Annotated in this window: 30 protein-coding genes and 1 pseudogene; 30 read left to right on the forward strand and 1 reads right to left on the reverse strand. The window is 50.3% G+C overall.

The window, feature by feature from the left end; all coding sequences use genetic code 11:
- From tuf to galE, 30 genes and pseudogenes are all read left to right on the forward strand, one after another.
- Positions 1 to 345: pseudogene (gene tuf, locus ACTF5G_RS03275) on the forward strand (elongation factor Tu); the annotation flags it as partial.
- A gap of 202 nt (positions 346 to 547) precedes the next feature.
- Positions 548 to 859, forward strand: a complete 312-nt coding sequence (rpsJ, locus tag ACTF5G_RS03280) for a 30S ribosomal protein S10 (protein WP_036861018.1) — start codon at positions 548 to 550, stop codon at positions 857 to 859.
- Between the two features lie 103 nt (positions 860 to 962).
- Entirely contained in the window at positions 963 to 1,598 is a 636-nt protein-coding gene (gene rplC / locus ACTF5G_RS03285; RefSeq protein WP_438951392.1) for a 50S ribosomal protein L3, read from the forward strand.
- Positions 1,599 to 1,609: 11 nt separating this feature from the next.
- A complete protein-coding gene (rplD, locus tag ACTF5G_RS03290; protein WP_438951393.1) occupies positions 1,610 to 2,224 on the forward strand; it encodes a 50S ribosomal protein L4 in 615 nt (204 codons plus the stop codon).
- Entirely contained in the window at positions 2,221 to 2,520 is a 300-nt protein-coding gene (gene rplW, locus ACTF5G_RS03295; RefSeq protein ID WP_438951394.1) for a 50S ribosomal protein L23, read from the forward strand. Before rplD ends, rplW begins: the two co-directional genes overlap by 4 nt.
- Before the next feature lie 12 nt (positions 2,521 to 2,532).
- Complete coding sequence (gene rplB, locus ACTF5G_RS03300) at positions 2,533 to 3,357, forward strand: 50S ribosomal protein L2 (protein ID WP_438951395.1); 825 nt, start codon at positions 2,533 to 2,535, stop codon at positions 3,355 to 3,357.
- 23 nt (positions 3,358 to 3,380) lie between these two features.
- Positions 3,381 to 3,656, forward strand: coding sequence for a 30S ribosomal protein S19 (gene rpsS / locus ACTF5G_RS03305; RefSeq protein WP_438951396.1), 276 nt, complete (start codon positions 3,381 to 3,383; stop codon positions 3,654 to 3,656).
- 25 nt (positions 3,657 to 3,681) lie between these two features.
- Entirely contained in the window at positions 3,682 to 4,023 is a 342-nt protein-coding gene (gene rplV / locus ACTF5G_RS03310) for a 50S ribosomal protein L22 (protein ID WP_438951457.1), read from the forward strand.
- Positions 4,023 to 4,703: a 30S ribosomal protein S3 gene (gene rpsC, locus ACTF5G_RS03315; RefSeq protein ID WP_438951397.1), complete on the forward strand. Its 681-nt coding sequence runs from the start codon at positions 4,023 to 4,025 to the stop codon at positions 4,701 to 4,703. Before rplV ends, rpsC begins: the two co-directional genes overlap by 1 nt.
- A 25-nt stretch (positions 4,704 to 4,728) precedes the next feature.
- Positions 4,729 to 5,142, forward strand: coding sequence for a 50S ribosomal protein L16 (rplP, locus tag ACTF5G_RS03320; protein WP_438951398.1), 414 nt, complete (start codon positions 4,729 to 4,731; stop codon positions 5,140 to 5,142).
- On the forward strand, positions 5,142 to 5,333 hold the full coding sequence (gene rpmC / locus ACTF5G_RS03325) for a 50S ribosomal protein L29 (protein WP_438951399.1): 192 nt from the start codon (positions 5,142 to 5,144) through the stop codon (positions 5,331 to 5,333). Before rplP ends, rpmC begins: the two co-directional genes overlap by 1 nt.
- A 1-nt stretch (position 5,334) precedes the next feature.
- Positions 5,335 to 5,601 carry a 30S ribosomal protein S17 gene (gene rpsQ, locus ACTF5G_RS03330; RefSeq protein WP_438951400.1) on the forward strand — a complete coding sequence of 89 codons (267 nt, stop codon included), beginning with the start codon at positions 5,335 to 5,337 and terminating at the stop codon, positions 5,599 to 5,601.
- A 36-nt stretch (positions 5,602 to 5,637) separates the two neighbouring features.
- Entirely contained in the window at positions 5,638 to 6,006 is a 369-nt protein-coding gene (gene rplN / locus ACTF5G_RS03335) for a 50S ribosomal protein L14 (RefSeq protein WP_036858663.1), read from the forward strand.
- A 22-nt stretch (positions 6,007 to 6,028) separates the two neighbouring features.
- Positions 6,029 to 6,346 carry a 50S ribosomal protein L24 gene (gene rplX / locus ACTF5G_RS03340; RefSeq protein ID WP_438951401.1) on the forward strand — a complete coding sequence of 106 codons (318 nt, stop codon included), beginning with the start codon at positions 6,029 to 6,031 and terminating at the stop codon, positions 6,344 to 6,346.
- A 17-nt stretch (positions 6,347 to 6,363) separates the two neighbouring features.
- Complete coding sequence (gene rplE, locus ACTF5G_RS03345; RefSeq protein ID WP_438951402.1) at positions 6,364 to 6,903, forward strand: 50S ribosomal protein L5; 540 nt, start codon at positions 6,364 to 6,366, stop codon at positions 6,901 to 6,903.
- A 10-nt stretch (positions 6,904 to 6,913) separates the two neighbouring features.
- Positions 6,914 to 7,219 carry a 30S ribosomal protein S14 gene (gene rpsN / locus ACTF5G_RS03350; protein ID WP_438951403.1) on the forward strand — a complete coding sequence of 102 codons (306 nt, stop codon included), beginning with the start codon at positions 6,914 to 6,916 and terminating at the stop codon, positions 7,217 to 7,219.
- Between the two features lie 29 nt (positions 7,220 to 7,248).
- Positions 7,249 to 7,641 carry a 30S ribosomal protein S8 gene (gene rpsH / locus ACTF5G_RS03355; protein ID WP_438951404.1) on the forward strand — a complete coding sequence of 131 codons (393 nt, stop codon included), beginning with the start codon at positions 7,249 to 7,251 and terminating at the stop codon, positions 7,639 to 7,641.
- A 13-nt stretch (positions 7,642 to 7,654) separates the two neighbouring features.
- A complete protein-coding gene (rplF, locus tag ACTF5G_RS03360; RefSeq protein ID WP_438951405.1) occupies positions 7,655 to 8,188 on the forward strand; it encodes a 50S ribosomal protein L6 in 534 nt (177 codons plus the stop codon).
- 9 nt (positions 8,189 to 8,197) lie between these two features.
- Positions 8,198 to 8,548 (forward strand): 50S ribosomal protein L18, encoded by a 351-nt coding sequence (rplR, locus tag ACTF5G_RS03365; protein ID WP_438951406.1) that lies wholly within the window; start codon positions 8,198 to 8,200, stop codon positions 8,546 to 8,548.
- Between the two features lie 12 nt (positions 8,549 to 8,560).
- Complete coding sequence (gene rpsE / locus ACTF5G_RS03370; protein WP_438951407.1) at positions 8,561 to 9,073, forward strand: 30S ribosomal protein S5; 513 nt, start codon at positions 8,561 to 8,563, stop codon at positions 9,071 to 9,073.
- A 42-nt stretch (positions 9,074 to 9,115) separates the two neighbouring features.
- Positions 9,116 to 9,304 (forward strand): 50S ribosomal protein L30, encoded by a 189-nt coding sequence (gene rpmD, locus ACTF5G_RS03375; RefSeq protein WP_438951408.1) that lies wholly within the window; start codon positions 9,116 to 9,118, stop codon positions 9,302 to 9,304.
- A gap of 2 nt (positions 9,305 to 9,306) precedes the next feature.
- Positions 9,307 to 9,741 carry a 50S ribosomal protein L15 gene (rplO, locus tag ACTF5G_RS03380; protein WP_438951409.1) on the forward strand — a complete coding sequence of 145 codons (435 nt, stop codon included), beginning with the start codon at positions 9,307 to 9,309 and terminating at the stop codon, positions 9,739 to 9,741.
- Positions 9,742 to 9,747: 6 nt separating this feature from the next.
- Positions 9,748 to 11,070 (forward strand): preprotein translocase subunit SecY, encoded by a 1,323-nt coding sequence (gene secY / locus ACTF5G_RS03385; protein ID WP_438951410.1) that lies wholly within the window; start codon positions 9,748 to 9,750, stop codon positions 11,068 to 11,070.
- Between the two features lie 19 nt (positions 11,071 to 11,089).
- Positions 11,090 to 11,206, forward strand: a complete 117-nt coding sequence (rpmJ, locus tag ACTF5G_RS03390) for a 50S ribosomal protein L36 (RefSeq protein WP_081890805.1) — start codon at positions 11,090 to 11,092, stop codon at positions 11,204 to 11,206.
- A gap of 118 nt (positions 11,207 to 11,324) precedes the next feature.
- Positions 11,325 to 11,681, forward strand: a complete 357-nt coding sequence (gene rpsM, locus ACTF5G_RS03395; protein WP_438951458.1) for a 30S ribosomal protein S13 — start codon at positions 11,325 to 11,327, stop codon at positions 11,679 to 11,681.
- Between the two features lie 9 nt (positions 11,682 to 11,690).
- The gene (gene rpsK, locus ACTF5G_RS03400; protein ID WP_438951411.1) at positions 11,691 to 12,083 is read left to right on the forward strand and encodes a 30S ribosomal protein S11; all 393 of its coding nucleotides are present in this window, start codon (positions 11,691 to 11,693) and stop codon (positions 12,081 to 12,083) included.
- Positions 12,084 to 12,099: 16 nt separating this feature from the next.
- The gene (rpsD, locus tag ACTF5G_RS03405; protein ID WP_438951412.1) at positions 12,100 to 12,720 is read left to right on the forward strand and encodes a 30S ribosomal protein S4; all 621 of its coding nucleotides are present in this window, start codon (positions 12,100 to 12,102) and stop codon (positions 12,718 to 12,720) included.
- 49 nt (positions 12,721 to 12,769) lie between these two features.
- On the forward strand, positions 12,770 to 13,768 hold the full coding sequence (locus ACTF5G_RS03410; protein ID WP_438951413.1) for a DNA-directed RNA polymerase subunit alpha: 999 nt from the start codon (positions 12,770 to 12,772) through the stop codon (positions 13,766 to 13,768).
- Positions 13,769 to 13,853: 85 nt separating this feature from the next.
- Positions 13,854 to 14,243: a 50S ribosomal protein L17 gene (gene rplQ, locus ACTF5G_RS03415; RefSeq protein ID WP_438951414.1), complete on the forward strand. Its 390-nt coding sequence runs from the start codon at positions 13,854 to 13,856 to the stop codon at positions 14,241 to 14,243.
- A 146-nt stretch (positions 14,244 to 14,389) separates the two neighbouring features.
- Complete coding sequence (gene galE, locus ACTF5G_RS03420; RefSeq protein WP_438951415.1) at positions 14,390 to 15,427, forward strand: UDP-glucose 4-epimerase GalE; 1,038 nt, start codon at positions 14,390 to 14,392, stop codon at positions 15,425 to 15,427.
- A gap of 12 nt (positions 15,428 to 15,439) precedes the next feature.
- On the opposite strand, the gene ACTF5G_RS03425 is transcribed toward galE, so the two are convergent.
- Positions 15,440 to 16,888, reverse strand: a complete 1,449-nt coding sequence (locus tag ACTF5G_RS03425; protein WP_438951416.1) for a two-component system sensor histidine kinase NtrB — start codon at positions 16,886 to 16,888, stop codon at positions 15,440 to 15,442.
- Between the last annotated feature and the right edge of the window lie 291 nt (positions 16,889 to 17,179).

The following is a 17,179-nucleotide window of genomic DNA, read 5'->3' on the forward strand; positions in this document are numbered from 1 at the left end:
GGCACCAAGCGAGACGACGTTGAGCGTGGGCAGGTACTGTGCAAGCCTGGCAGCATCAAGCCGCACACGAAGTTTGAAGCGGAAGTTTATGTGCTGTCCAAGGACGAGGGAGGGCGTCACACGCCGTTCTTCAAGGGGTATCGTCCGCAGTTTTACTTCCGTACCACGGACGTAACGGGTGCCTGTGAGTTGCCTGAGGGTGTTGAGATGGTGATGCCGGGAGACAACATCCAGATGGTAGTGACACTGATTGCGCCGATTGCGATGGAAGACGGGCTGCGCTTTGCGATCCGCGAAGGTGGTCGTACCGTCGGTGCCGGTGTGGTCGCTAAAGTGATTGAGTGATCAAACAGCTATTTTGATTGCAGGGGTCCCTGTGGCCCCTTTTTTATCGCAAAGCCGTTGATCGGCAGTAGATAAAAATCTCCTGGAGTATTCAGGATTTATCTTGACAGAGATTGGGGGCAGCCTTAGAATCTCGCCTCCTTTTTTCCGGGTCCCGGTGTGCGGGATTCGATGGCTCTTTAGATAGTTGGAGTTTGATTCCATGCAGGATCAACGCATTCGTATTCGCCTGAAAGCCTTTGATCACAAACTGATCGATGCTTCCACGCAAGAAATTGTTGAGACAGCAAAGCGTACCGGAGCGCAGATTCGCGGCCCGATTCCTCTGCCAACTCGCAAAGAACGTTTTACTATTTTGATCTCGCCGCACGTGAACAAAGATGCTCGCGATCAATATGAAATCCGCACTCACAAGCGACTGTTGGATATTGTCGAGCCGACAGAAAAAACTGTTGATGCTTTGATGAAGCTGGATCTGGCCGCTGGTGTTGAGGTTCAAATCAGCCTGACATAAGCGGTATCGAAAGACCCATGTCCTGCCAAAGCAGGGCGTGTGTAACGCTCTGAAATGGGCGGCCATAGCGGGTAATAGCCCCGTACACTATGAGGTTAGACAAATGACTATTGGTATAGTCGGTCGCAAATGCGGCATGACACGTGTGTTTACTGAGGACGGCGCTTCTATTCCGGTCACTGTGATAGAGGCGGAGCCCAATCGTATTACCCAAATCAAAACCGATGATACTGACGGCTACGTTGCTGTGCAGGTGACTACCGGAGCTCGTCGTGCTTCTCGTGTCAGCAAGTCTCAGGTTGGGCATTTTGCCAAAGCCGGTGTTGAGGCGGGCAGAGGATCCTGGGAGTTTCGCGTCGGGGATTTGCCAGCTGATTTACAAGTGGGTGGCAGCATTACGGTTGAGCAGTTCGAGGCAGGCCAGAAAGTCGATGCTACCGGTACTTCCAAAGGTAAAGGCTTCCAGGGCGTTATCAAGCGCTGGAATTTCAGCATGCAGGATGCCACGCACGGTAATTCATTGTCACACCGTGCTCCCGGTTCAATCGGCCAGTGTCAGACGCCCGGTCGTGTATTCAAGGGCAAGAAGATGTCTGGGCACATGGGTGCCGAGCGTGTTACCACGCAGAATCTCGAAATTGTCCGTATAGATGCTGAACGTAACTTGCTCCTTATCAAAGGTGCTGTACCCGGTGCGCCGGGTGGTGACGTGATCATTCGTGCTGCTGTGAAGGGCTGAGGGGATCGCCGATGGAATTAACGATAGCTACTCCCAAAGGCAGCGCAGGAACTATTGAGGTTTCTGAGGCCGCGTTTGGTAAAGAATTTAATCAGGATCTGGTGCATCAGGCAGTGACTGCTTACCTGGCGGGTGCCCGTCAGGGTACGCGGGCCCAAAAAACCCGTTCTGAAGTCAGTGGTGGCGGCAAGAAGCCTTGGCGTCAAAAAGGTACGGGTCGTGCTCGTGCTGGTACCATCCGTTCACCTATCTGGCGTACCGGTGGTGTAACGTTTGCCGCCAAACCACAGGATCATTCGCAAAAACTGAACCGGAAAATGTATCGGGCTGCTCTCAGGTCGATTCTTTCAGAGCTGGCCCGGCAGGACCGCCTGGTGGTGGTAGAGTCATTCGAAGTGGATCAGCCAAAGACGAAAGTGCTGATACAGAAGTTGGGTGAGTTGGGCGTTCAGGATGTGCTGATTGTGACGGAAGAGGTGACAGAAAACCTGTATTTGTCCTCGCGAAACCTGCATAAAGTTGACGTACGCGATGCGGTTGGTGTCGACCCTGTCAGTCTGATTCACTTTGAGAAAGTGCTGGTCACAGTGCCGGCGCTGAAAAAGATTGAGGAGATGCTGGTATGAAACAAGAACGCATCTTTAAAGTGTTGTTGGGTCCGCACATTACTGAAAAAACCTCCATCGCTGCCGATAGTCAAAATCAGGTTGCCTTCAAGGTTGCCACGAATGCAACCAAGCCTGAAATAAAAGCGGCTGTTGAGAAGTTGTTTGATGTGGTGGTGATGGATGTTCGTGTCGCCAAAGTCAAGGGTAAGACCAAGCGCACGCGCTTCGGGTTGGGCAAGCGCTCGGACTGGAAAAAAGCGTACGTACGCCTTGCGCAGGGTCAAGATATTGACTTTGCGGTAGCTGCTGAATAAGGGGTTGTTGAGATGCCAGTTGTAAAGAGAAAGCCAACGTCTCCCGGTCGCCGATTTGTTGTCAGTGTTGTCAATCCGAACCTGCATAAGGGTGAACCCTATGCGCCGTTACTGGAGAAAAAAACCAGAACGGGTGGCCGCAATAACAATGGCCGTATTACAACCCGCCATATCGGTGGTGGCCACAAGCAACATTACAGAGTCATTGACTTCAAACGCGCAAAAGACGGTATTCCGGCAAAAGTTGAGCGTCTGGAATATGATCCTAACCGTACGCCCTACATCGCGTTGGTTTGCTATACCGATGGTGAGCGCCGCTACATCATTGCTCCGAAAGGATTGAAAGACGGGGATGTGATCCAGTCTGGTTCCAGTGCTCCGATCAAGGTGGGAAATACTCTTCCGCTCAGAAACATTCCGGTGGGTAGTGTCATCCATTGTGTTGAGATGAAGCCCGGAAAGGGTGCGCAACTGGCTCGCAGTGCCGGAGCATCTGCACAACTGGTTGCCCGGGAAGGGCAGTACGCGACCCTGCGCCTGCGCAGCGGTGAAATGCGTAAGGTCCCTGTGGATTGCCGTGCGACCATTGGTGAAGTTTCAAACAGTGAGCACAGTCTGCGCTCACTGGGTAAAGCCGGGGCATCCCGTTGGCGCGGTGTTCGCCCCACGGTTCGCGGTGTGGTTATGAACCCCGTTGACCACCCGCATGGTGGTGGTGAAGGGCGCACATCCGGTGGGCGCCATCCGGTGACTCCCTGGGGTATACCAACCAAAGGTTACAAGACCAGAAAAAACAAGCGTACAACAAATATGATTGTGCGTCGTCGCGGTAAGTAATTGATAGAGAAGAGGAAAATATAGTGCCACGCTCTCTCAAAAAAGGACCTTTTATCGACCTTCACCTTGTAAAAAAAGTTGATGAGGCCCTAGAAAAAAATGACAGACGTCCGATCAAAACCTGGTCGCGTCGTTCGATGGTCAGTCCGGATATGGTTGGCTTGACCATTGCCATACACAACGGTCGTCAACACGTCCCCGTGTTGGTGAATGAGGAAATGGTGGGGCATAAGTTAGGTGAGTTTGCCCCTACTCGCACTTATCGCGGCCACGCTGCGGACAAAAAGGCCAAGCGTTAAGCTGGTGTTTAAGAGGTAGATGACTGTGGAAGTAGCAGCAAAATTACGCGGAGCCAAGTTGTCGGCGCAGAAGGCGCGTCTGGTGGCTGATCAGGTGCGCGGCAAGCCTGTAGAGGAAGCGCTGGATATATTGGCTTTCAGTGCCAAGAAAGGTGCGGCCATTATTAAAAAAGTGCTCGAGTCTGCTATTGCAAATGCCGAGCACAACGAAGGCGCGGATGTTGATGAGCTTCGTGTCTCGACAATTTTTGTCGACGAGGGTACCACCATGAAACGCATCAAACCTCGTGCCAAGGGTCGTGCTGACCGCATATTCAAACGCTCTTGTCACATTACAGTGAAAGTTGCAGACGAGGAGACCGTTTAATGGGTCAGAAAGTACATCCAACAGGCATCCGTCTGGGTATTGTTAAAAAACATACTTCTATCTGGTACGCCGGACAGAAAGATTATGCCGACAAGCTAAACGCCGATCTGAGTGTTCGCGAGTTTATCAATAAAAAACTTGCTCATGCCTCTGTCAGTCGTATCGAAATTGAACGCCCTGCGCAAACGGCAAGAATTACGATTCATACTGCCCGACCAGGTATTGTGATTGGCAAGAAGGGCGAAGATGTTGAGGCACTGCGCAATGAAGTTTCTGCGCAAATGGGTGTTCCCGTGCATATCAACATTGAAGAGGTTCGTAAGCCGGATCTGGATGCAACCTTGGTCGCTCAGAATGTCGCCCAGCAATTGGAGCGTCGCGTTATGTTTCGTCGCGCCATGAAACGTGCGGTACAAAATGCCATACGGCAGGGTGCGAAAGGCATAAAGATTCAGGTAGGCGGACGGCTGGGCGGTGCTGAAATAGCCCGTACAGAATGGTATCGCGAAGGTCGTGTTCCCCTGCACACCCTGCGTGCCGATATAGATTACGGTACTGCAGAAGGCTCTACTACTTACGGCATCATTGGCGTAAAAGTATGGATCTTTAAGGGCGAAGTGATTGGCGGTGAAGAGGCGGTGCAAGCGCCTGCCAAAAAAACACCGGCTAAAAAGAAGTAAGTTTGCGAGTTAAGGGTCAAGCGAGATGCTGCAACCGAAACGTACAAAATTCCGTAAGCAACACAAAGGCCGCAACCGTGGTCTGGCATTGCGCGGTAGCAAGGTAAGCTTTGGCGAATTTGGCCTGAAGGCCATAGGTCGTGGTCGTTTGACTGCGCGCCAGATCGAATCTGCCCGTCGTGCCATGACCCGTCACATCAAACGTGGTGGCAAAATCTGGATTCGGGTTTTTCCCGACAAGCCGATTACCAACAAACCACTTGAAGTGCGGATGGGTAAAGGTAAGGGTGGCGTCGAATACTGGGTCGCTCAAATTCAGCCCGGCAGAGTACTTTATGAAATGGAAGGTGTTTCTGAAGTGATCGCCCGTGAAGCGTTTGCGCTTGCGGCAGCCAAGTTGCCGGTTCAAACCACCTTTGTTAGACGGTCGGTAATGTAATGAAAGCCATCGAATTGCGTGAAAAAACAGTTGAAGAACTGAATCTGGAATTGAGCAGGCAGCTGGAGCAGCAATTTAAGCTCCGTATGCAGGCTGCCACTGGTCAGTTGGGTCAGAGTCACAAAGTCAAGGAAGCGCGTGTTAATGTTGCGCGCATCAAGACAGTGCTGAATGAAAAAGCGGGTAACTAAGATGAGTGAAGCAGAAAAAAATGCTCGCACGCTCACTGGTCGAGTTGTTAGTGACAAGATGAACAAATCGGTCACTGTGCTGATCGAGCGCCGGGTCAAACACCCGGTTTATGGAAAGATCGTGAGCAAGTCCACCAAAATTAAAGCTCATGATGAAAGTAACGATTGTCGTCAGGGTGATTTGGTGACGATTGCAGAAACTCGTCCACTGTCCAAAACAAAATCCTGGACGCTGGTCACGATTGATGAGCGTGCGGCCGAAGTTTAAATCGGCACGCAGCAGTAACGGGTTCGGAGAGAGACAATGATTCAGACAGAAAGCTATCTGGATGTGGCTGATAACAGTGGTGCTCGTCGTGTGATGTGTATCAAGGTTTTGGGTGGTTCACATCGCCGCTACGCCAGCGTGGGTGACATTATTAAAGTGACTGTCAAGGAAGCCATACCCCGTGGCAAGGTAAAAAAAGGTCAGGTAATGAACGCAGTTGTGGTGCGTACGCGTAAGGGTGTTCGCCGCCAGGATGGCAGTCTGATCAAGTTTGATGACAATGCAGCCGTTCTGTTGAACCAGCAGCTCGCACCAATTGGTACCCGTATTTTTGGGCCGGTTACACGCGAATTGCGTGGCGAACGCTTCATGAAAATTATCTCACTGGCACCTGAAGTTCTGTAAGGCAGGGGGCGAGGAAAGGGTTATGCGCAAGATTAAACGTGATGACGAAATCATCGTGACTGCCGGTAAAGATAAAGGCAAGCGTGGCAAGGTACTGAAAGTACAGGCTGACGGTCGTCTCTTGATTTCCGGTGTGAATATCGTCAAAAAACATCAAAAGCCGAATCCCCAGATGAATGTTGCTGGCGGAATTATCGAGAAAGAGGCTCCGATTCAGCCCTCCAACGTTGCAATTTATAATCACGCAACCAGCAAGGCGGACCGTGTGGGTTTCAAAGTGCTCGAAGACGGTAAAAAAGTTCGTGTTTTTAAATCCAACGGCGAAGCCGTTGACGCCTAATTTGACAGGAAACTGACATGGCAAGGCTGAGAGAAGTCTACAAGAGTGAAATTGCTGCCAAGCTTAAAGATGAGCTGGGTCTGGCAAATGTAATGCAAGTGCCAAAGATCACTAAAATCACGCTGAACATGGGCGTGGGTGAGGCCCTGGGAGACAAGAAAGCACTGGAAAATGCGGTGGCGGACATGACGTTGATTGCTGGCCAAAAGCCGGTCATCACTAAAGCGCGCAAGTCAATTGCCGGGTTCAAGGTTCGTGAAGGTTGGCCTATTGGTTGCAAAGTGACCCTGCGGAGTGACCGTATGTACGAATTTCTCGAGCGTCTGATATCCCTGGCGATACCCAGAATGAGGGATTTTCGGGGTATCAGCCCGAAATCCTTTGACGGACATGGGAATTTTTCCATGGGTGTCACCGAGCAAATTATTTTCCCCGAAATTGAGTACGATAAAGTGGATACGTTGCGTGGGCTGGATATCACCATTACCACCACTGCCCGCAATGATGATGAAGGCCGGGCTCTGCTCCGGGCATTCAGTTTTCCGCTGAAAGGTTGAGGTAAGTTATATGGCAAAGACATCCATGATCGAGCGCGAAAAAAAGCGTGCACGTATTGTTGCGAAATACGCTGAAAAGCGTGCTGCATTAAAGGCAATTATTTACAATTCCACTCTTCCTGATGAAGAGCGCTGGGATGCCCAGGTGAAGTTTCAGCAACTGCCACGTAATGCCAGTCCCTGTCGCCAGCAGCGTCGTTGTCGTCAAACCGGTCGCCCTCATGGTGTCTACCGTAAATTTGGTCTGTGCCGCAACAAGCTTCGCGAAGCTGCCATGCGCGGAGATGTCCCAGGCCTGGTCAAGGCGAGTTGGTAAGCAGCGTTGCGAATTGAGGAATTAAACAGATGAGTATGCAAGATACCCTGGCAGATATGTTGACCCGCATCCGCAACGCGCAGATGACGGCAAAGAAATCTGTCACTATGCCGTCCGCCAAACTGAAAGTGGCCGTTGCCCAAGTTTTGAAGGATGAAGGCTACATTACTGATTTCAGTGTTGCGGACAGTGCCAAACCGGAACTGACTTTGACTCTGAAATATTTCGAAGGAAAGCCGGTGATCGAGTCGATTACTCGCTACAGTAGACCGGGCCTTCGTCAGTATTCAGGTTCAGGCAAGCTGCCAAGTATTCGAGGTGGACTGGGAGTGGCTATCGTCTCCACAAGCAAGGGTGTGATGACTGATAGAGCCGCTCGCGCTGCCGGTATTGGCGGTGAGGTTCTCTGCACAGTTTTCTAATGGGATAGTCGAGATGTCTAGAGTTGCAAAAAACCCGGTTACCATACCGGCTGGTGTGGAAGTAAAACTCGGCACTAATGAAATTTCGGTCAAGAGTGGCTCGAATGCCCTCTCCCTGGCCGTCAGTCAGCTTGTAGAAATCAAGCAGGAAGACAACCTGTTGACTTTTGCTGCGCGCGACGGAAGCAAGCAGGCCAATGCCATGGCCGGAACAACCCGCTCATTGGTTAACAATATGGTTCTGGGCGTCGGTGAGGGTTTTGTCAGGAAACTACAGTTAATTGGTGTCGGCTATCGTGCGCAAGCACAGGGCAACAAGATCAATTTGACGCTGGGTTTCTCTCATCCCGTTGAATACCAATTGCCTGCAGGTGTTTCAGTGGAGACGCCAAGTCAGACAGAAATTTTATTGAAGGCGGCCGATAAGCAGCTGCTTGGACAGGTGGCATCAGAAATACGTGCCTTCCGTCCTCCGGAGCCTTACAAGGGCAAAGGTGTTCGCTATGCGGACGAGCAGGTACGTCGAAAAGAAGCGAAGAAGAAGTAGGTCAAGATCATGAGCGACAAGAAACAATCACGTTTGCGTCGTGCACGTCGTGCCCGCTGCAAGATACAGGAACTGGGTGCGAATCGTCTCTGTGTGAACAGAACACCGCGTCACATTTACGCGCAAGTTATATCGCCTTGTGGTGGCCTGGTTCTGGCCAGCGCTTCAACGCTGGACAAATCGCTGCGCGCTGGTAAAACCGGCAATACAGATGCTGCGAAAGGTGTTGGCGCGCTGATTGCGGAACGAGCCAAGCAGGCAGGTGTCACTCAGGTTGCATTTGACCGGAGTGGTTTCAAGTATCACGGACGTGTTAAAGCACTGGCTGATGCTGCCCGTGAAGCCGGTCTGGAATTCTAAAGGTTTATCGTTATGTCTAGAGATCAGAGAGATACATCAGCCGGTGAAGAAGGGCTGCAGGAAAAGCTGGTTCAGGTTAACCGGGTCGCCAAAACCGTCAAAGGTGGTCGAATTTTCGGTTTCACCGCATTGACTGTGGTTGGTGACGGTAATGGAAAAGTAGGGTTTGGTCGCGGCAAGGCTCGCGAAGTGCCGCAGGCCATTCAGAAAGCCATGGAGGCTGCCCGCCGGAACATGATCCAGGTGGACTTGAAGGGGACGACTATCCAGTACCCGACTAAGGCAAACCATGGGGCATCCAAGGTCTATATGCAGCCTGCCTCGGACGGTACAGGGGTTATTGCAGGTGGTGCAATGCGTGCTGTACTGGAAATTGCCGGTGTACAAAACGTATTGGCAAAATGTTATGGCTCTACAAATCCGGTCAATGTCGTCCGCGCAACATTCAAAGCACTGCAAGAAATGAGTTCACCAGAAACGGTGGCGGCGAAGCGCGGCAAGAGCGTAGAAGAGATACTGAATTAACTGCAGCGGTTGCTGCGTTAAGTACAAAACGGAAGCTTTACCATGACAAAGGCTAAGAAAATCAAAGTTACTCAGGTGCGCAGCGTACATGGCCGTCTTGCAGCCCATAAGGCGTGTGTTGCGGGCTTGGGTTTGCGCCGCATCAATCACACCGTCGAGGTCGAAGATACACCATCGGTTCGTGGCATGATTAACAAAGTTCACTATATGGTTAAGGTTGAGGGAGAGTAAGCATGCGTCTGAATACGCTAAGTCCCGCACCAGGCAGAATCAAGGAAGGCAAGCGTGTCGGTAGAGGCATCGGCAGTGGCTTAGGTAAAACTGCTGGTCGTGGCCACAAAGGCCAGAAAGCTCGCTCGGGTGGTCGCGTTCGCCCGGGGTTTGAAGGCGGCCAAATGCCCTTGCAAAAGCGTTTACCAAAATATGGTTTTACTTCCCGTATTTCACGCGTAACAGCTGAAATTCGATTGAGTGAATTGAACAGCGTTTCCGGTGACTTGGTCGATATTTCGGCTTTGCGTGCTGCAGGTTTGATTAATGGCTCGATTACCCGCGCCAAAGTTTTCATGTCCGGTGAAGTCGATCGACCTGTCACTGTCAAAGGGTTGCGCGTAACCAAAGGTGCTCGTGCTGCTATAGAGGCAGCTGGCGGCAAAGTTGAAGAGTAGAGCCTGATGGCAAAACCCGGAAACATGCCGCAGGGCAACACTAAAGGTCTGGGCGAGCTTTGGGCTCGCCTTCGCTTTTTGTTCATAGCATTGGTGATTTACCGTATCGGTACTCATATCCCGGTACCGGGTATTGACCCTGATCGTTTGGCTGATCTTTTCAGTCAGAATCAGGGAACAATCATCGGTCTATTTAATATGTTTTCCGGTGGTGCGCTGGAGAGGATGAGCATCCTGGCGCTGGGTATCATGCCGTATATTTCTGCATCGATCATCATGCAGCTGTTGACTGCGGTAACGCCCTCACTTGAGCAGCTAAAAAAAGAAGGTGACGCCGGCCGCCGCAAAATCAACCAATACACGCGCTATGGCACTGTGCTGCTTGCCACGGTTCAGGCCATCGGTATGTCTGTAGGCTTGGCGGGTCAAGGGTTGGCTTTTTCTGCAGACTTCAGCTTTTATTTTATCGCTGTAGTGTCATTAGTGACCGGTGCGGTGTTCATGATGTGGCTCGGTGAGCAGATCACAGAGCGGGGCGTTGGTAACGGTATATCGATGCTGATTTTTGCCGGTATTGCAGCGGGGATCCCCTCTGCTATTGGGCAGGCATTTGAGTCATCCAGGCAAGGTGAGCTGCATATTCTCGCTCTTTTGGTTGTGGGTATCCTGGCAATCTCGGTTGTTTATTTTGTGGTGTTTGTCGAGCGTGGACAGCGCCGTATCACCGTGAATTATGCGCAGCGGCAACCGGGGCGTGGTCCGGCTCAAACCAGTCATCTTCCCTTGAAAGTGAATATGGCAGGTGTTATTCCGGCTATTTTCGCCAGTAGTATTTTGTTGTTCCCTGCGTCTGTAGCGCAATGGTTTGGACAGGGTGAAGACAGTCCGGACTGGTTGCAGGATGTGGCGTTATTTCTTGGTCCAGGTCAACCGTTACATGTGCTGCTGTTTGCGGCGCTGATTATTTTCTTCTGCTTTTTCTATTCGGCGTTGATGTTCAATCCAAAAGATATGGCAGATAACCTCAAACGAGGTGGTGCATTTTTACCCGGTATTCGCCCCGGCGAGCAGACCGCCAGATATATCGATGGTGTAATGACCAAACTGACACTGGTAGGTGGTTTATATATGGCGGCAGTGTGTTTGTTGCCACAATTTCTGAATATTTATTTTAATGTGCCTTTTTATCTGGGTGGCACATCATTGCTGATTGTAGTCGTTGTTACCATGGATTTCATGGCTCAGGTCCAGTCTCATTTGATGTCTCGTCAGTACGAATCACTGATGAAAAAATCGAATCTGAAAGGTTTTGGCAGCGGAATTCGCTAGTTGAAGTTGAGGTGTTCCTATGAAAGTGCGTGCTTCGGTAAAAAAAATGTGCCGCAACTGTAAAGTTGTTAAACGCAAAAGTGTTGTGAGGGTGATTTGTAGCGCAGAACCACGCCATAAACAGCGGCAGGGTTAGTCGTACAGAGTTATTGATTTTTTATGCCGTCAACGCTATGCTTTTGCGCCTTTTTGGCCAGCCCTTCGGGCTGTTAAAACAGGTAGACGGCAGTTAAACATAAAAGTGGAGTAAAATGATGGCCCGTATTGCCGGTGTCAACATCCCTGATAATAAACATGCGGTGATTTCACTTACCTATGTTTTCGGGATTGGTCGTAGTTCAGCCCGCGCCATTTGTGCCCAGGTTGGTATTGCCGAAGACGTAAAGATTTCTGACCTCAGCGATGAGCAAATGGATGCTGTGCGTAATGCTGTTGGAGATCGCACTGTAGAAGGTGATTTGCGTCGCGAAGTTAGTATGAGCATCAAGCGGTTGATGGATCTCGCCTGTTATCGTGGTCTCCGTCATCGTCGCGGACTGCCGCTACGTGGTCAACGCACCAAAACGAATGCGCGTACCCGTAAAGGCCCTCGCAAGCCCATCAAGCGATAGGAAAGACAAATGGCAAAGCCTGGACAAAAAACCACTCGTAAAAAGATTACAAAGACGGTTGTTGACGGTGTGGCACATATTCATGCCTCATTCAACAATACCATCGTAACGATTACTGATCGTCAGGGTAATACTCTGAGCTGGGCCACGTCTGGTGGTTCCGGTTTCCGTGGCTCACGGAAAAGTACCCCATTTGCTGCTCAGGTCGCGGCTGAACGTGCTGGCGTTGCTGCCCAGGAATACGGATTGAAAAATCTGGATGTCCAGGTAAAAGGCCCGGGTCCAGGTCGTGAGTCTGCCGTGCGCGCACTGAATAATGCAGGCTTCACAATTACCAATATCACCGACGTGACACCGATCCCGCACAACGGCTGTCGTCCGCCGAAAAAACGTCGGGTATAACGAGGATAGTTAACTAATGGCAAGATATCTTGGACCGACTTGTAAGCTTTCCCGTCGCGAAGGCACGGATCTTTTTCTCAAGAGTGGTATCCGCCCTCTCGAGTCTAAGTGTCGCGCAGAAAGCGCACCTGGCCAACACGGTCAGCGTCGTGGTCGTCTTTCTGACTATGGTGTTCAGTTACGCGAAAAACAAAAAGTTCGTCGACTTTACGGTGTGTTGGAAAAACAATTTCGCAATTACTACAAAGAAGCGGCCCGCATAAAAGGTGCAACCGGTGAAAATCTGCTGCAACTCCTCGAGCGCCGCCTTGATAACGTTGTGTATCGTATGGGCTTCGGCTCCACACGCGCAGAGTCCCGCCAGCTTGTGGCTCACAATTCCATTCTGGTGAATGGAAAAAAAGTCAATATTCCCTCTTATAGAGTAATGGATGGCGACGTGGTGAGCATTCGTGAAAAATGTAAAAAACAGTTGCGTATTCAGTCTGCGATGCAAATTGCTACGCAGCGAGGTTTGGTTGACTGGATGGAAATAGACGCGAACAAACTGGAAGGTGTTTTCAAACGCAATCCAGCGCGCAGTGATCTCCCTGCCGAAATCAATGAAAATCTCATTGTTGAGCTTTACTCCAAGTAAAGAACTGAAGGCTGAGAGCAGTTAAGCGACCCCATCTTAAGGTACAGATATGCAGACATCAGTAAATGATTTTTTGACACCACGCAATATTGACGTAACAGAGCTGGGTCCAACCCGCGCTAAAGTGGTGTTAGAGCCCCTGGAACGCGGATTTGGTCATACACTGGGTAATGCGTTGCGTCGCATTCTGTTGTCGTCTATGGGTGGGGCGGCCATTGTTGAGGTTGAGATTGATGGTGTCTTACACGAATACAGTAGTATCGAGGGTGTTCAGGAAGACGTCATTGAAATACTTCTGAATCTCAAGGATGTTGCTATTGTTCTGCATGATAAAGACGATGTTACTCTCACCCTGAGCAAAAAAGGCAAAGGCGTTGTGACAGCCGGTGATATTCAGGTAGATAATTCTGTAGAAATCAAAAACCCTGACCACTTGATTGCCACGATTACGGGTGATACTGCTTTGAATATGCAGTTACACATTGTAAAGGGGCGTGGTTATCAGCCTGCCGATAGCCGTACCAATGACGAAGATGAGACACGTTCGATAGGCCGCCTTCAGTTGGATGCGACCTTTAGTCCTGTTCGCCGTGTCGCCTATGTTGTTGAAAGCGCCCGTGTGGAACAGCGCACTGACCTCGATAAACTTGTGCTGGACCTCGAGACCAACGGAACCATTGATCCTGAAGAAGCTATTCGTCGTGCAGCTACCATTTTGCAACAACAGCTGGCTGTATTTGTCGATTTGGAAAGCGAAAGTCTATCTGAGCCAGTAGAGCGAGAGGAAGAAGTAGATCCGATTCTATTGCGTCCGGTTGATGATCTGGAGCTGACAGTTCGTTCAGCGAACTGCTTGAAAGCAGAGAGTATTTATTACATTGGTGATCTCATTCAGCGCACCGAGGTTGAGTTGCTCAAAACGCCAAATCTCGGTAAAAAATCACTGACTGAAATCAAGGATGTACTGGCATCTCGTGGGCTCTCACTGGGTATGCGTCTGGAAAACTGGCCACCTGCGAGCCTGCGTTCTGGCACGGAACACGTGTAATTAGATTACGGTTGCAGATTAACTGCTGCCGTTGCATAGAGTATTTGCTGGGTTAACAGCAACATTTTAAAGGAAGTATAAGATCATGCGTCATCGTCTTAGTGGCCGCAAATTAAGCCGTACTGGTGCTCATCGTCGCGCCATGTTTCGCAATATGACGACCTCTCTGGTCGAACATGAGTTGATCAGAACAACACTGCCAAAAGCAAAAGAGTTGCGGCGTTTCGCTGAACCCCTGATCACTCTGTCAAAGCAAGATAGCGTTGCCAATCGGCGTCTGGCGTTTGACCGTTTGCGTTGCAAGTCTGCTGTGGGCAAATTATTTTCAGAGCTGGGCCCCCGTTATGAGAGTCGCCCTGGCGGTTATATTCGCATTCTTAAGTGTGGCTTGCGTTCTGGTGATGCGGCGCCGATGGCCTATGTGGAGCTGGTAGACCGTCCTGACGTTGAGCCGGTTGATGTTGACGAGGAATAATTGACCACTGTTGTTTGCCCAGATATAAAGCCGGACAGATGTCCGGCTTTTTTTATGCCGTTTCCCAACGGCCTGAAAAGCGCACAATAGTTATTTTTCTGGACTGTGGGATAATTGATGCCAATTTACAAATACAGAGTGTTGCAATGAAGGTTCTGGTCACTGGAGGGGCGGGTTATATTGGCAGTCATGCCTGTGTTGCGCTGCTTGAAACGGGCCATGATATTGTTGTGCTGGACAATTTTTCAAATAGTTGCATCAAGTCGCTGGATCGGGTCAAGCAAATTACCGGGAAGGATTTCCCGGTGTTTGAAGGTGATGTCAACCATCACCGGATTCTGGACGATATTTTTAATAGCCATACGATCAATGCAGTGATGCATTTCGCCGGCTATAAAGCGGTTGGTGAATCCTGTGAAAAGCCACTTTTGTACTACCGAAATAACGTCGCTGGGGCATTGACTTTATGTGAAGCCATGCAGAAACATCAGGTTAGTCTGCTGATTTTCAGTTCGTCTGCTACGGTTTATGGTGACCCGACTACAGTGCCTATTAAGGAGAATTTTCCGCTCAGTGCCACAAACCCCTATGGGCGCTCAAAACTGATGGTTGAGGAGATTCTCCGCGATTTGGTCAGTGCGGAGCAGCTCACAGGATCAAACACCTGGCAGATTGGGTTGTTGCGTTACTTCAATCCGGTTGGCGCTCATCCGAGTGGTTTGATTGGTGAAGATCCCAACGGTATTCCAAATAATTTATTACCCTACATTTCACAGGTGGCAATTGGTCGACTACCTGTCCTCTCGGTATTTGGCTCAGATTATCCAACCGTCGATGGAACGGGTATCCGTGACTATCTTCATGTAACGGATTTGGCCGAGGGGCATGTCCGTGCATTGGATTATCTTGCCCAGAGCAGTGCCGCACCGGGTTGCCACACATGGAACCTGGGAACGGGTAAAGGCTATTCCGTACTGGAAATGATCAGGGCATTTGAATCCGTCAGTGGGAAAACGGTGGCTTTTAAGGTGGCACCGCGCCGGGCAGGAGACATTGCGGAATGTTGGGCCGATACGTCCAAGGCGGAGAGAGAACTCGGTTGGACAGCCTCTCGTGGGCTGCCTGAAATGATGGCGGACAGCTGGCGCTGGCAGCTGGGTAACCCTGATGGCTATCGCAGTTGATGCCAAACCTGGTTAGGTCAACGGCAGCTGTATATGAAAAGTGGTTCCAACATTCATATCTGAGGTAACAGCGAGCTGCCCTTTGTGTTGCTCCGTGATGATGAAGTGCGAGAATGATAGGCGCTTGCCAGCTTCGTAGTCGTCTGCGGATGATTTGCCTGCTTTATTGGTAAAGAAAGGTTCAAAGATATACTGCTGCTCTTCGTAGCTTATGCCTAATCCGTTGTGCTGGACCTTGATCCAGAGCATGTCGTAACAAACGATGATCTGAATACGGATGACCGGAGAGTGCCCAGGTTTATTCACTTGTCCCAGTGCATGACATGCATGGCGGAAGAGACTGAGAAATACCTGCTGCAGTTCTGATACATAGCAGGGAATCTCCGGGAGGTTTTGACTGTAGTGTCTCTCTATGGTCACTTCCCGGAAGCGCAGGCCAGACGGTACGGAAAGTACGTCATTGGCCAGCTCGATAGTGTGCTCGATAATCTCTATGATGTCTGCCAGCCGTTTTTCTCCTCCCCGACTTTTTGAGAAGTCCAGCAAGTTGTTAATAACAGCCAGCGCCTGCTGCCCCTGATGGTCTGCATCCTCCAGTAAACCCGTTAAATTATCTGCCCAGGGGAGACTCTCCGGATTGTTTTGCAGTAGCCGGTACGCGGTTTGCAGGTCATTCAGAATGACCTGCAACGGGGCATTGATATCATGGGCCATGGTTGCCGCGAGCTCCCCCATGGAGGACATCTTGTCGCGCTGGATAAGCATATTTGATGTAAGAATGTGTTGCGTGACATCGTCAATCAGGATGACAGCATCGGTTTCTGCCTGATTGCGCAACGGGTAAATCGTGATGTCGAAATGGTACTGCCCCCGCTGGCTGTGTTTGATGGTGACTGGTTTCTTGTCATTTAATGCTTTTTTTACCTGGTCCCTCGACAAGGTAATGGTGGGGTAGGTTTGCCACAGATTTTTAGTCAGCGCCTGTGCTGACGGGATACCGGTAATTTCTTCTGCGCGACGGTTCCATTGTGTGATGCTGCCGGTTTCGGTCAAACCGATCAGCATCAGTGGCATCGAGCTCAACACGTCCTTTATGTAAGCTTCCGAGGATCGGAGTCGGCTGGTTGTTTCCCGGTGCTGGACAATTTCTCCCTGCAGCAGAACGTTGGCTTTTTGCAACAGGCGATTCGACTCATCCAGCGTGGCCGTACGCTCCCTGACACGTTGCTCAAGTTCCTGGCGTATGATTTCCAGCGCCTTGTTGGCCTGATGTGCCTGCCTACGACTGAAAAAAAGCGTCACAACGGTAATGGAAAGTAAAATTATAAAGATGCCACTGGACCAATTGGCAACGTATTGCCAGTTAGTGTGGCCATCTTCCAATCTGAAATAAGGGATTATACTGGCCGTGGCAGGACAGCTTGCCAGCATAAAAAAAAGCGCGGTCGTGAAAGTCTTCATAATGATTGATAGTGCTCTTGCAGAGAGTAATGTGCGCTGTGAGTTAAAATCGGACTCCATGATAACAGCGAACCAACGGAGGTACGTTGAAATCATCAAGGTGATATTCATATTCCCTTTGGGTATTGTCCGTCGTATCGCGGAGGGAAACCTGACTCCATTGGTTTTTCAGCGGCCAATATTGTGACACGGGATACCTCGGGTAAAGTGCCTGTTTGTGCTCCGGCTATTTTCTGCCACTTTGTCTTGAATAGAAATACCCGGGTAATCCCGTACTTGATGTCGTGTCTG

It is taken from the genome of Porticoccus sp., assembly GCF_965660005.1.
Taxonomy (GTDB): Bacteria; Pseudomonadota; Gammaproteobacteria; order Pseudomonadales; family Porticoccaceae; genus Porticoccus.